At 72.7% G+C, this 12825-nt stretch carries 11 protein-coding genes, 1 tRNA gene and 1 pseudogene; 2 read left to right on the top strand and 11 right to left on the bottom strand.

Translation table 11 applies throughout. The features are described 5' to 3' along the window. Window positions 1-108: 108 nt before the first annotated feature. From ACPPVO_RS04655 to ACPPVO_RS04630, 6 genes and pseudogenes are all read right to left on the bottom strand, one after another. Window positions 109-699, bottom strand: a pseudogene (locus ACPPVO_RS04655) (nucleoside-diphosphate sugar epimerase/dehydratase); the annotation flags it as partial. A gap of 685 nt (window positions 700-1384) precedes the next feature. Beyond that, window positions 1385-1972 (bottom strand): aminoacyl-tRNA hydrolase, encoded by a 588-nt coding sequence (pth, locus tag ACPPVO_RS04650; protein WP_426510040.1) that lies wholly within the window; start codon window positions 1970-1972, stop codon window positions 1385-1387. A 157-nt stretch (window positions 1973-2129) separates the two neighbouring features. Beyond that, a complete protein-coding gene (locus ACPPVO_RS04645) occupies window positions 2130-2744 on the bottom strand; it encodes a 50S ribosomal protein L25/general stress protein Ctc (RefSeq protein ID WP_426510039.1) in 615 nt (204 codons plus the stop codon). Window positions 2745-3073: 329 nt separating this feature from the next. Beyond that, window positions 3074-4054 (bottom strand): ribose-phosphate diphosphokinase, encoded by a 981-nt coding sequence (locus ACPPVO_RS04640; RefSeq protein WP_360392441.1) that lies wholly within the window; start codon window positions 4052-4054, stop codon window positions 3074-3076. Between the two features lie 33 nt (window positions 4055-4087). Beyond that, entirely contained in the window at window positions 4088-5593 is a 1506-nt protein-coding gene (gene glmU / locus ACPPVO_RS04635) for a bifunctional UDP-N-acetylglucosamine diphosphorylase/glucosamine-1-phosphate N-acetyltransferase GlmU (RefSeq protein ID WP_360392444.1), read from the bottom strand. Between the two features lie 10 nt (window positions 5594-5603). Next, window positions 5604-5678, bottom strand: a tRNA-Gln gene (locus tag ACPPVO_RS04630). Between the two features lie 221 nt (window positions 5679-5899). Here ACPPVO_RS04630 and ACPPVO_RS04625 point away from each other — a divergent pair. Continuing rightward, window positions 5900-6877, top strand: coding sequence for an acyl-CoA desaturase (locus ACPPVO_RS04625; protein ID WP_360392446.1), 978 nt, complete (start codon window positions 5900-5902; stop codon window positions 6875-6877). A 77-nt stretch (window positions 6878-6954) separates the two neighbouring features. Beyond that, entirely contained in the window at window positions 6955-7557 is a 603-nt protein-coding gene (locus tag ACPPVO_RS04620; protein WP_426514536.1) for a TetR family transcriptional regulator, read from the top strand. Here ACPPVO_RS04620 and ACPPVO_RS04615 read toward each other — a convergent pair. The 5 genes from ACPPVO_RS04615 to rsmA form a co-directional block, all read right to left on the bottom strand. Continuing rightward, on the bottom strand, window positions 7538-8644 hold the full coding sequence (locus ACPPVO_RS04615; RefSeq protein ID WP_426510038.1) for a CehA/McbA family metallohydrolase: 1107 nt from the start codon (window positions 8642-8644) through the stop codon (window positions 7538-7540). The genes ACPPVO_RS04620 and ACPPVO_RS04615 overlap by 20 nt on opposite strands. Window positions 8645-8720: 76 nt before the next feature. After that, window positions 8721-9188: a DUF4383 domain-containing protein gene (locus tag ACPPVO_RS04610; RefSeq protein WP_426510037.1), complete on the bottom strand. Its 468-nt coding sequence runs from the start codon at window positions 9186-9188 to the stop codon at window positions 8721-8723. 20 nt (window positions 9189-9208) lie between these two features. Then, window positions 9209-11005 carry an ABC-F family ATP-binding cassette domain-containing protein gene (locus tag ACPPVO_RS04605; protein ID WP_426510036.1) on the bottom strand — a complete coding sequence of 599 codons (1797 nt, stop codon included), beginning with the start codon at window positions 11003-11005 and terminating at the stop codon, window positions 9209-9211. A 10-nt stretch (window positions 11006-11015) separates the two neighbouring features. After that, window positions 11016-11963, bottom strand: a complete 948-nt coding sequence (locus tag ACPPVO_RS04600) for a 4-(cytidine 5'-diphospho)-2-C-methyl-D-erythritol kinase (RefSeq protein WP_426510035.1) — start codon at window positions 11961-11963, stop codon at window positions 11016-11018. A 9-nt stretch (window positions 11964-11972) separates the two neighbouring features. Further along, complete coding sequence (gene rsmA / locus ACPPVO_RS04595) at window positions 11973-12824, bottom strand: 16S rRNA (adenine(1518)-N(6)/adenine(1519)-N(6))-dimethyltransferase RsmA (protein WP_426510034.1); 852 nt, start codon at window positions 12822-12824, stop codon at window positions 11973-11975. Window position 12825 lies beyond the last annotated feature (1 nt).

The following is a 12825-nucleotide window of genomic DNA, read 5'->3' as shown; positions in this document are numbered from 1 at the left end:
GCCAGGCCAGCCGGCGCAGCGCGTGGCCGTCCAGCTCCGGGCAGGACAGGACAGCACGGTGTCGGCCCGGGCCGTGCGCACCGCGCCCGCGACCTCGTCGAAGCGGCCCAGGATCGGCACGTCGGCGACCTCGCCGGCCCCGGGCAGGCAGGCGCCGACCACCTTCAGGCCGTGGTACCGCTCGCGCCGCAGCTGCCGCGCCATGGCCTCGACCGCGAGCTCGTGGCCGACGACGACCCGGCGCATGCACGCCCCGCGCCGCTTGTGGGCCCGGTGCAGCAGCTGGCGCAGGAGGAACCGGGCGAGCAGGCAGCCGAAGGTGACCAGCGGCAGCGCGACGAAGAGCCACATGCGGGCGATGCGGGTCTCGGTGGCGTACGCGATGAAGACGGTCGCGGCGGTCAGGGCCAGGCCCGCCCGCAGGACGCGCTGGTACTCGTCGGTGCCGACGAACAGGTACCGCTTCTCGTAGCCGCGGTTGGCCGCGAGGCTGGCCGTGAACGCGATGGGCAGCAGCACCGACAGCAGGATGTAGCGGCTGTTGTACAGCGTCAGGCCGCCCGAGAACCGGGCCTCGAACGCCACCGCGCCGGCCAGGAGCCCGATCACGAAGTCGATCACGAGCAGGGTGCGCAGGTAGCGCCCCTCCCACGCCCAGCGGGCCCGGTGCCGCGAGGCGCGGCCGGCCCCCGCCGACATGTCCGGCGCGGCGATGCGCACCGGGGTGGTGCGGGTGAAGGGGGTGGTGCCGCGTACGGCCGCCTCGACCTCGGCGGCCAGGGCCGGGTCGACCTCGGCGGCCGGGGCGGCGCCGGGGGCCGGGGCGGGCGAGACGGGCACGTTCACGTCGGCCGGCTTCTTCGCCGAGACCTGGCGGATCTGGTTGCGCACGGGGCTCGGGCAGCGGCCGCGGGCCGGGGCGGCCGGGCGGCCGTACACCACGGGCGGGCGGTCGGCGGGGCGGATCTTCACGGCGGGCGCGCGGTCGGCCGGGCGGCTGTTCAGGGCGGGCGTGTGGTCGGCGAGGCGGGCCTTCGCGGCGGGCGGCGGGGCGGCGTCGGGCTCGCGGCGGACGTTTGGCGTGCGCTCCTCGCGGCGCAGGGCCCCGGGGTGGTCGTCGCGGCGCGCGGCCGCCGCGCTTTGCTCGCGGCGCGCGGCCCCCGGGCGGCCCTCGCGGCGCGGGGCACCGGGGCGATCCTCACGGCGGAGATGGGCCGGGCGGTGGAACCCGTCCCGCGTTCGTCCGCTGTCGATCGCCACGCTGCCTCCTTCAGAAGGACCGTTTCCATCAAACGGTGCAACTTCGGGTACAACGTGCAACTCGGACATTCGTCACGCCGACGGGTAATCGGGACGGTCGTTATTGCATAGATGAAAGTGTTGTCTACTCCGCGTGATATCGATTCTGGGCGGCCTCGAGCCCCTGGTCGATTATCATCTCCACCGCGTCCGCGGCGCGGTCCACGAAGTAGTCCAGCTCCTTGCGCTCGACCGCCGCGAAGTCGGACAGCACGAAGTCGGCGGGGTTCTGCCGGCCCGGCGGGCGGCCGATGCCGAAGCGGACCCGCAGGTAGTCCTTGCCGCCCAGCGAGCTCGACATCGAGCGCAGGCCGTTGTGGCCGCCCTCGCCGCCGCCCTGCTTGATCCGCAGCTGGGTCCACGGGATGTCCAGCTCGTCGTGCACGGCGATGATCTGCTCCCGCGGCACCTTGTAGAACTGCGCCAGGCCGGCCACGGGGCCGCCGGCGAGGTTCATGAAGGTCAGCGGCTTCACCAGCACCAGGCGCGGCCCGCCGACGCGCAGCCGGCCCTCGGCCACGTCGGCGACCGTCCGGCGGTGCTTGCCGAAGCGCAGCCCGGCCCGCCGGGCGAGGAGGTCGGCGACCATGAAGCCGACGTTGTGGCGGTGGCGCGCGTACTCCGGGCCGGGGTTGCCCAGCCCCACGACGAGCCAGGGTGCGGCGTCGGTCACCGGGGTCTCCTCCTCACACAGCAAAGTCGCGGCCGCCCGGGAGGCGGCCGCGACTCACTTCACGCGAGCGGTCCGAAGCGAAGCGGAGGGGCCGCTCGCCATAAGCACAGAGCTGACGCCGGCACCGGAGCTTGCGGAGGTGACGGTGCTGGGGCGATCAGGCCTCGGCGGCCGCGGGCTCCGGCTCGGCCGGCGCCTCCTCGGCGGTCTCGGACACGATCGACTGGTCCTGGGCGGCCGAGACGATCGCGATGACGAGGTCGGGGTCCGCCGCGAGCTCGACGCCCGCCGGGAGCTTGACGTCGGCCGCCTTGACCTGGCTGCCGGCCGGGAGGCCGTCGATCGAGGCCTCCAGGTGCTCGGGCAGCTTGGTCGCGTCGGCCAGCACCGCGAGCGTGTTGCTCTCGGTCATGACCAGCGTGTCGCGGGCCGCCTCGCCGATGAGCTGGACGGGGATCTCGACTGTCACCTTCTCGCCGCGGCGGACCACCAGCAGGTCCACGTGCTCGAAGGTGTCCTTGATCGGGTCGCGCTGGATCGCCTTGGGCAGGGCCAGGGCGGTGCTGCCGTCGGAGATCTCGATGTTGAAGATCTGGTTCTTGCCGCCGTGGCGAATGGCCGCGGCGAACTCACGGGCGGGGAGGGCGATGTGGCGGGGCGCTTCGCCGTGGCCGTACAGCACGGCTGGCACCTTGCCGGCCCGGCGCGTGCGGCGGGCACCACCCTTGCCGAACTCCGTGCGGGGCTCGGCGCTGATCTTTACCTCGGACACGACAGAACTCCTGATGCGGTTGTGCGGCGGGCACCGGCCTGCGCGACCGGTAACAGTTGTCTATGTGCGGCGCTCGGGCGAGAGGCGCTTGGGGCACGGGCCCTGAGCACCGCGTCGATCACGGAGCCCGCTTGGCCGTCGTGCCGGTCGCTGTGTGGCCGTCGGGGTTAGAACACCCGGCAGTCACACGGAGACCGCAACGCCTGGCCCGTAAGGAGCACCCTCGCCGTGGCAACCGGTCTAGCTTACCCGAGGCACGAACCGTCACTCACGGGGTGCCCCGTCTGATTGCGCAGATCACGCATGCGCGTGAGCCGAACGGCCGAAACTCAGGACAAACCACCGAAGAGGGTGGTGACGGAGCCGTCGTCGAACACCTCGCGGATCGCTCGGGCGAGCAGCGGGGCGATGGAGAGCTGGGTGATCTTTTCAACCTTACGGTCCGGAGGCAGGGGCAGGGTGTTTGTCACCACAACCTCGCTGATCTTGCTCGTGTCGAGCCGGGAACAGGCCGGGTCGGACAGCACCGGGTGGGTCGCGGCGACCACGACCTCGGCGGCGCCCTCGTCGAAGAGGATGTCCGCGGCGCTGACGATGGTGCCGCCGGTGTCGATCATGTCGTCGACGATCAGGCAGACCCGGCCCTCGACCTCGCCGACCACGCGGTTGGCCACGACCTGGTTGGGCTTGCTGGGGTCGCGGGTCTTGTGGATGAACGCGAGCGGGCACCCGCCGAGCCGGTCGGTCCACCGCTCGGCCACGCGCACCCGGCCGGAGTCGGGCGCGACGACCGTGATCGGGCGGCCGGCGTACTTGGCCTCGATGTGGTCGGCCAGCGTGTTCATCGCGAACAGATGATCGACCGGGCCGTCGAAGAAGCCCTGGATCTGCGCGGTGTGCAGGTCGACGGTGAGGATGCGGTTGGCGCCGGCGGTCTTGAGCAGGTCCGCGATCAGGCGGGCCGAGATCGGCTCGCGGCCGCGGTGCTTCTTGTCCTGCCGCGCGTACGGGTAGAACGGCAGCACGACCGTGGTGCGCTTGGCCGAGCCGCGCTTGAGCGCGTCGACCATGATCAGCGTCTCCATCAGCCAGTCGTTGATCGGCGAAACCATCGACTGCACCACGAACGCGTCGGAACCGCGGACGGATTCGCGGTACCGGATGAAAATCTCACCGCTGGCGAAGTCGTAGGCGTCCATCGGGGTCGGGTCGACCCCGAGCACGGCGCCGATCTCCTCGGCCAGCGCGGGGAAGCCCCGGCCGGAGAAGAGCATGAGGTTCTTGCGGTTCTCCGAACTGATGCTGGCCATTGGGGTCGCCCGCTCCCGATCTCGTGGTTGCGCTCATTGTTCGTCGGGAAGACCCGTTTCAGCCACCTGACCGGCCCCGGCGTGGTTTTCTTCACGTGCTCGGGCGGCGCTGGCCGCGTCGGCGGCCGCGGTGCCCGCCCGCTTGCGCTCGACCCAGCCCTCGATGTTGCGCTGCTGGGCCCGGGAGACCCCGAGTGCGCCCGGCGGGACGTCCTTGATGATCACGCTACCGGCGGCCGTGTAGGCGCCGTCGCCGACGGTCACGGGCGCGACGAACATGTTGTCGGCCCCGGTGCGGGCGTGGGCGCCGATGACCGAGCGCTGCTTGCGCACGCCGTCGTAGTTGACGAAGACCGAGGCGGCGCCGATGTTCGTGTGCTCGCCGATGGTGGCGTCGCCGACGTAGGTCAGGTGCGGCACCTTCGCGCCCTCCCCCAGCGTCGCGGCCTTGGTCTCCACGAACGTGCCGACCTTCGCCTTGCGCCCGAGCTCGGAGCCGGGGCGCAGGTAGGCGAACGGCCCGACGGAGGCCTGCGGCCCGATGTGCGAGGAGAGGGCGTGGGTGCGCACGACCGTGGCGCCGGGGCCGACGACCACGTCGATGAGCGACGAGTCCGGGCCGACGACCGCGCCCTCGCCGATGCTTGTCGCGCCGCGCAGGTGGGTGTTGGGCTCGACGACCGCGTCGCGCTCCAGCGTCACCGTGACGTCGATCCAGGTGGTGGCCGGGTCGACGATGGCCACCCCGGCCCGCATCCAGTCGCCGTTGATCCGGTCGCGCATCAGCGCGCGCAGGCCGGCCAGCTCCGCACGGTCGTTGGCGCCGAGGGTCTCGGTCGCGTCCGGGGCCCGGTGGGCGACGATCGGGGCGCCGTCGGCGGCTAGCAGGCCGATGACGTCGGTGAGGTACTCCTCACCCTGGTCGTTGTTCGTGGAGAGCTTGCCGAGCATCGCGCGCAGCGCGGCGGCGTCGAAGACGTAGGCCCCGGAGTTGATCTCCCGGATCGCACGCTGGGCCGGCGTCGCGTCGCGCTCCTCGACGATCGCCGCGAACTCCCCGCCCTTGTTGCGCACGATGCGCCCGAGCCCGGTGGGGTCGGGAACCTCGGCGGTGAGCACGGTGGCGGCGGCCTTGGTGCCCTCATGGGTGTGCACGAGGGCGGCGAGGGTGTCGGCGCGCAGCAGCGGGATGTCGCCGTTGAGCACGACCACGGTGCCGGTCAGGTCGGGGTCGGCGTCCAGGGCGATGCGGACGGCGTGCCCGGTGCCGCGGCGCTCCTCCTGGGTGACCGAGCGGGCCTGCGGCGCCACCTCGGCGAGGTGCTCGCGGACCTGGTCGCCCCCGTGGCCCACGACGACCGTCACGGTGCCGCTGTCCAGGAACGGCTCCGCCGCGGCCAGCACGTGCCCGAGCAGGGTGCGCCCGAGCAGGGGGTGCAGGACCTTGGGGATCGCCGACTTCATCCGCTTGCCCTCGCCGGCGGCCAGGATGATCACGTTTCTCACGGAGCGCTCCTCGACGGTGTCGGTGCGCCTCATCGTAGTCAGGTGGCTGGGGTGCCTGGATTCGAACCAGGACTGCAAGGCTCCAAAGGCCTGCGGGCTGCCGTTACCCCACACCCCATTCCGCCGCATAGGAAGCCTAACTTGCGCGTCGATCCCTTTTGCCCCGGGGCGCGCCGCGCCAAGTTCAGCCATTCGTGTCGGTACCGGGCCGGACGAAGATCACAATGGAGCCTCCGGTAATCGGCTTGACACGAGCTTCGTATGGCCAACCTACGCCCCCGTAAGTTACGGTGACGTAGGCGTAGCCCGCCCGCCCGCCGAGTCCCCTTGAGAGGTGCCATGTCCGTATCGGTGCTTGATTCCACGTCCACCGAAGGCCCCGATCGCGGGGCGAAGCCGCTGACCGAGGGCAAGCAGCCGACCAGCATCATCATCGCGCTGTGGGCCTTCGTGGTGCTGCCGTTCGTGGCGTTGGTCGCCGCCGTCCCGGTCGCCTGGGGCTGGGGCCTGAGCTGGCTCGACGTCGTGATCGGCGTCGTCTTCTACGTCATCGGGGGACTGGGCATCGGGACCGGTTTCCACCGGTACCTCACCCACGGATCATTCAAGGCCAACCGCGGGCTGCGCATCGCGCTGACGATCGCCGGCAGCACCGCGATCGAGGGCAACCCGACGCAGTGGGTGGCCGACCACCGCCGCCACCACGCGTTCTCCGACCGCGAGGGCGACCCGCACTCGCCCTGGCGCTTCGGCGAGAGCTTCGGCGGCCTGGTCAAGGGCCTGTTCTACGCCCACGTGGGCTGGCTGTTCTTCCGCGAGCTGGCCAATCGCGACCGCTTCGCCCCCGACCTGATGGCCGACAAGGACATCCAGCGCGTCGACAAGGCGTTCCCGCTGATCGTCACCCTCTCGGCGACCCTGCCCGCGATCATCGCCGGCCTGGTCACCTGGTCGTGGCAGGGCGCGCTGTCGGCGTTCTTCTGGGCCGGCCTGATCCGCATCGGCCTGCTGCACCACGTGACCTGGTCGATCAACTCGATCTGCCACGTCTACGGCGAGCGGCCGTTCGAGACCCGCGACGGCGACCGGGCCAGCAACTTCTGGCCGCTGGCGATCCTGTCCTTCGGCGAGAGCTGGCACAACCTGCACCACGCCGACCCGACCAGCGCCCGCCACGGCGTCGACCGGGGCCAGATCGACATCAACGCGCGGCTGATCTGGATCTTCGAGAAGCTCGGGTGGGCGACGAACGTCCGCTGGCCCAAGCCCGACCGGCTGGACGCCAAGCGCGTCGCGGCTGGCACGATGAACGGGTGACCGAGCGCCCGGATGACACCACGCAACCGCGGCCGCCGGTGCCGCCGCCCGTCGTATCGACCAAGTCACGGGTGCGGATGTCCTCCGCACAACGCCGTGAGCAGCTGATAGCGACCGGGCGGGCACTGTTCGCCGAGCGAGGCTTCGACGCCACCTCCATCGAGGAGGTGGCGTCGCGCGCAAAGGTCTCCAAGCCGGTGGTGTATGAGCACTTCGGCGGCAAGGAGGGCCTCTACGCGGTGGTCGTCGACCGCGAGGTGCGCTCGCTGCTGGACCGGATCACCAACGCGCTCACCGCCGGCCACCCGCACGAGCTGCTCGAGCAGGCGGCGCTGGCGCTGCTGGACTACATCGAGGCCGAGACCGACGGCTTCCGGGTGCTGGTGCGCGAGGCCCCGGTGATGTCCGGGAGCGGCAACTTCATGAGCGTGCTCAACGACGTGGCCCACCAGGCCGAGCACATCCTGGGCGCGGAGTTCAAGCGGCGCGGCTTCGACCCCAAGCTCGCTGAGCTGTACTCCCAGGCCCTGGTCGGCATGGTGGCGCTCACCGGCCGCTGGTGGCTGGAGGTGCGCAAGCCCAAGAAGGAAGTGGTGGCCGCGCACCTGGTCAACCTCGCCTGGAACGGGCTGTCCAACATGGAGGGCAGGCCGACCCTCGTCACCGGCGCGGGGAAGTGAAGAACGGGCTCAGGTAGGCCACGGCGAGCCCGGCCGAGCGGTAGCCCGGCAGCGGCTCGGCCCGCGGGTCCGCCGGGCGGCCCGGGTCGGTGATCCGCAGGACCACCCAGTCGCCCTCCTCGAGCGGCGTGCGCAGGCGCAGCGGGCCCGCCGAGACGCGGAAGTCGTGCTCCGAGACCACGGCCGGCACCGGCTCGCCCCGCTGCAGCACCTGCAGGCGCAGCGGGTGCCCGCGCCACTCGTCCGGCGCCGCGAAGTCCAGCTCGATCTCCCCGATCCGGCGGCGGTACCCCGAGAGCCCACCCATCGCCGTGCCGTCCAGCCGCGCGTCGACGCGCAGGCCGCGCTCCCGGGTGGCGAACATGCGCCGGCCCAGCATCGCCGCCCGCACCCCGTCGCGGCTGCGGCTCGGGGCCCACAGGCCGGTACGCCCGAGGCCCTCGTGGAAACCCCAGTCCTCGCGGTGCTCGTCGGTCACGCCGGCCAGCCCGACCCGCCAGCCCGCGTCCAGGCAGGCCACCAGCGGCGAGAGCTGCCCGCCGTCCACACCCTCGAAGAGGTAGTCCTCGTCCCGGTTGAACATCTCGAGCGCGACCAGGCGCCGGGCCAGGCGCGGGTCGTACCGGAACAGCCCGAAGCGACCGGGCTCGCGCCCCGGGTGGTTGAAGCCGATGAGCTCGTCCCCGGCCGCGAGCCACTCGTAGAAGGCCGGGATGGCGGCGGTGTCCGGCGGCACGGGCTGGACCCAGCGGTCGCCGCCCCAGACGTTCATGTGCCCCAGCGAGGTGCTCGACCACTCGAACCCGCGCACCGCCACGAACGCGCCGGGCTCGTCGGCGGCGTCGGCGAGCTTGCCGAGCCGGATCCAGCCTTCGTCATCGATGGTCTTGTCGGGCTCGCTGGGGCCGTACGCGTGGTCGGTGATCGCGGCGACGTCGAGGCCGGCGGCCCGCATGGAGGCGAACGCCTCCTCGGCCCGGCCGGCCCCGTCCGACAGTCGCGTGTGGTTGTGCAGGTCGGCGTGCAGCAGGAGCTCGCCCCCGGCGGGCGGCGCGTCACCCTCGGCGATCAGCAGCGCGTCCGTCATGCCTCCACCAGAGCACCGCGAGGGTACGGGGGCATGTGGGCGGTACGAACTCCGGGAAAACCCTGCTTCGAACGGGTCAGGCGGTGGCGCGGGCGTCGGCCCGGCGCTCCTCGTGGGCCGCGGCGACGGGGCCGACGCGGTCGTAGAGGCTCGCGGTGCCGGTGATGCCGGCCAGGATGAACGTGACGATCACGTTGACCATGGAGAAGGCGAACACGTTCGCCTCGGTCTGCAGGAGGGCCAGCGAGGCCATGCCGACCACGGTCAGGACCACGCCCGCCAGCTGGTTGACCTGGTGGGCGAGGTTGCGCCCGACGATGTTCCCGCCGAGCACGACCACGCCCGCGATGATCGAGAGCAGGGAGAAGGCCGCGTTGGTACGCAGGCCCAGCACCCACTCGGCCTCGTCACGCGTGAAGAAGTCCGAGCCGGACGTCTGGATGAAGCCGACCACGCCGAAGACCAGCATGTAGAGGCCCGCCACCGCGCACAGCAGCCGGTAGAGCGGCCGGAGGTGGTGGTTGACCGGGAAGTGTGAGGCCATGCGCCAATCCTAAGATGACCTCACCCGGCGATCTCGGCCAGGGCGAGCCATTGCTCCTCGAAATCGGCTTTCTCCTGCTGTACCGCACGCAGCTGGGCGTCCAGCTCGGTGATCTTCGAGTAGTCGGTGGCGTTCTCGGCGAGCTGGCTGTGCAGCTGCGCCTCCTTCTGGCTGAGGCGGTCGATGCTGCGCTCGATCTTGGAGAGCTCCTTCTTCGCCGCCCGCTGGTCCTTCTCGCTCGCCCGCAGGTCCGACGCCCGCTCGGTGCTCGGCGCGCGGGTGACCGGCCCGGACCCGAAGCCCTCGGAGTCGGTCACGTGGGTCAGGTACTCGTCCACCCCGCCCGGCAGGTGGCGCAGCCTTCCGTCGCCGTGCATGCCGAACACGACGTCGGCGACGCGCTCGACCAGGTACCGGTCGTGGCTGGCCACGATCAGCGTGCCGGGCCAGGTGTCGAGCAGGTCCTCGAGCGCGGCCAGGGTGTCGATGTCGAGGTCGTTGGTGGGCTCGTCGAGCAGGAGCACGTTGGGCTCGGTGGCCAGCAGCCGCAGCAGCTGCAGCCGGCGCCGCTCGCCGCCGGAGAGGTCGCCGACCGGGGTCCACACGCGGGCCCCGGTGAAGCCGAAGACCTCGGCCAGCTGCGACGCGGAGAGCTCGCGGTCGCCGAGCCTGACCCGCTTGGCGACCTCCTCGACCGCCTCCAGCAGCCGCAGTTCGTTGGGCAGCTCGCGCAGCTCCTGGGACAGGAACGCCGGGCGGACCGTGGTGCCGCGCACCACGCGGCCGCCGTCGGGCTCGCGGAGGCCCGCCAGCACGCGCAGCAGCGTGGTCTTGCCCGCGCCGTTGGCGCCGAGCACGGCGATCCGGTCGCCGGGGCCGACGATCCAGTCGGTGGGCCCGAGCAGGGTCCGCTCCCCCGCCTCGAGCCGCACGCCCTGCAGCTCGTACACCTGCTTGCCCAGCCGGGTCACGGCGAGGCGCTGCAGGGAGACGTTGTCGCGGGCCGGCGGGACGTCGGCGATGAGCGCGTTCGCGGCGTCGATGCGGAACTTGGGCTTGCTGGTGCGGGCCGGCGGGCCGCGGCGCAGCCAGGCGATCTCCTTGCGCAGCAGGTTCTGGCGGCGGGACTCGGTCTCGGCGGCGACCCGCACCCGCTCGGCCCGGGCCAGGGTCCAGGCCGCGTACCCGCCCTCGTAGACCCGCACGGTCGCGTCGGCGACCTCCCACGTGTTCGTGCACACCGCGTCGAGGAACCAGCGGTCGTGGGTGACGACCATGAGCGCGCCGCGGCGCTGGAGCAGGTGGCGGGCCAGCCAGGCGATGCCGGCCACGTCGAGGTGGTTGGTGGGCTCGTCGAGGATGAGCAGGTCGGCCGGGCGCACCAGCAGCGCGGCCAGCGCGACCCGGCGCCGCTCGCCGCCGGACATCGGCCCGACGGGCGCGTCGAGGCCCAGGTGCGGCATGCCCAGCCCGGCCAGCACCGTGCGCACGCCCGCGTCGCCGGCCCACTCGTGCTCGGCCGCGAACCCGGCCGGCAGCCAGGCCGTACCGAGGATGACGTCGCGCACGGTCGCCGCCGGCGGCAGGTCCAGGGCCTGCGGGAGCGCGGCCACGCGCAGGTCGCGGCGGTGGGTGACCCGGCCCTCGTCGGGCTCCTCGGCCTTGGTGAGCATCCGCAGCAGGGTCGTCTTGCCGGCGCCGTTGAGCCCGACGATGCCGATCCGGTCGCTGTCGTCGATGCCGAGGGAGACCTCGTCGAAGATGCGCCCGGCCGGGTACGTCTTGGAGACCTTGTCGAGACTGACGATGTTGGCCATCTTCACGCCCTCACAGAACTCGGGCGCCGGGAACGGGGCCGACGGCGGTCTTCACGGCCCGGCAGCACTTGCGCGACTCCAACTCGGCGGCGAGCATGGCCGCGTGCCGGGCGTCCTCGGCCAGGAACACGCAGGTCGGGCCGGATCCGGAGACCAGGCCGGCCAGGGCCCCCGCGTCCAGCCCGGCGTCGAGCACCGCGTGCAGCTCGGGGCGCAGGTGCAGGGCGGGGGCCTGCAGGTCGTTGGCGAGCCGGCCGGCGAGCACCTCGGGGTCGCGCTGGCGCAGGGCCGCGAGCAGGTCGTCGGGCGGCCCGGCGCTGGAGTGGCCGCCGAGCTCGTCGAAGGTGCGGTACACGACCGGCGTGGAGAGCCCCTCGTCGGCCACGGCGAGCACCCAGTGCCAGGCGTGGCCGCCGGTGAGCACGGGGCTGACGAGCTCGCCCCGCCCGGTGCCCAGCGCGGTGCCGCCCAGCACCAGGAACGGGATGTCGGAGCCGAGCGTGGCGGCGATCGCGGCCAGGTCGTCGCGGGCCATCCCGGTGCCCCACAGGTGGTCGCAGGCCACGAGCGCGGCGGCGGCGTCGGCGCTGCCGCCGGCGAGCCCGGCCGCGATCGGGATCTGCTTCTTCAGGTGCAGCCGCGCGTGCGCGTCGTGCCCGGTCTCGGCGGCCAGCGCCCGCACCGCGCGCAGGATCAGGTTGTCCTCGCCCAGCGACAGCTCGCCGGTCCCCTCGCCCTCCATGGTGAGCGTCAGGGTGTCGCCGCGGCGGGCGGTCAGCTCGTCGTAGAGGCCGATCGCGTGGTACACGGTGGTGAGCTCGTGGAAGCCGTCCGCACGCGCCGGCCCGACGCGCAGGTGGAGGTTGATCTTCGCGGGCACGCGGACCCGGACCGGTCCGTGCGCGGCCAGGCGCGGCCGGTCGAACTCCTCGTCCTCGGAGAAGAGCGGCTCGGTCACTGCTGCACCCTACCCGGGCGCGTCCGCGGTCCCGCGTTGGCTCGCGATCCGGGTGAAGTCCTCCACCGTGAGCTGCTCGCCCCGCAGGCGCGGGTCGACCCCGGCCGCGCGCAGGATGCGCTCGGCCTCGACCGGCCCGCCGGCCCAGCCCGCCAGCGCCGCCCGCAGCGTCTTGCGCCGCTGGGCGAACGCGGCGTCGATCACCGCGAACGTGCCGGCGCGGTCGGCCGCCCGGGGCTCCTCGTGCGCCGCGAAGCCCACCAGGCCCGACTCGACGTTCGGCACCGGCCAGAACACCGACGCGGGCACCTTGCCGGCCTGGCGCGCGGTCGCGTACCAGGCCAGCTTCACGCTCGGCACGCCGTAGGTCCGCGACCCCGGCCCGGCGGTGAGCCGGTCGGCGACCTCCTTCTGCACCATCACCAGCCCCCGCCGCAGCGACGGCACGGTCGCCAGCAGGTGCAGCACGACCGGAACGGCGACGTTGTACGGCAGGTTGGCCACCAGCGCCGTGGGCTTGACGGCGGACAGGTCGGTCCGCAGCGCGTCGCCGGCGATGACGGTGAGCCGCTCCGCCTGCTCCGGCAGGTGCCGCGCCACCGTCTCCGGCAGCGCCGCGGCCAGCGTCGGGTCGATCTCCACCGCGCAGACGGCGTTGCCGTGCTCCAGCAGCGCCAGGGTCAGCGAGCCCAGCCCCGGCCCGACCTCCAGCACCAGATCGTCCGGGGCGAGCTCGGCGGCGCGCACGATCCGGCGCACGGTGTTGGGGTCGTGCACGAAGTTCTGCCCGAGCTGCTTGGTGGGGCGGATGCCGAGCCGCTCCGCCAGCTGCCGCACGTCGGCCGGGCTCAGAAGGGTCACG

This window comes from Dactylosporangium sp. McL0621 (assembly GCF_049995355.1).
In the GTDB taxonomy this organism is placed as follows: domain Bacteria; phylum Actinomycetota; class Actinomycetes; order Mycobacteriales; family Micromonosporaceae; genus Dactylosporangium.
Note: the sequence above shows the minus strand (reverse complement) of the source record. Positions and strands in the feature narration are given on the sequence as shown.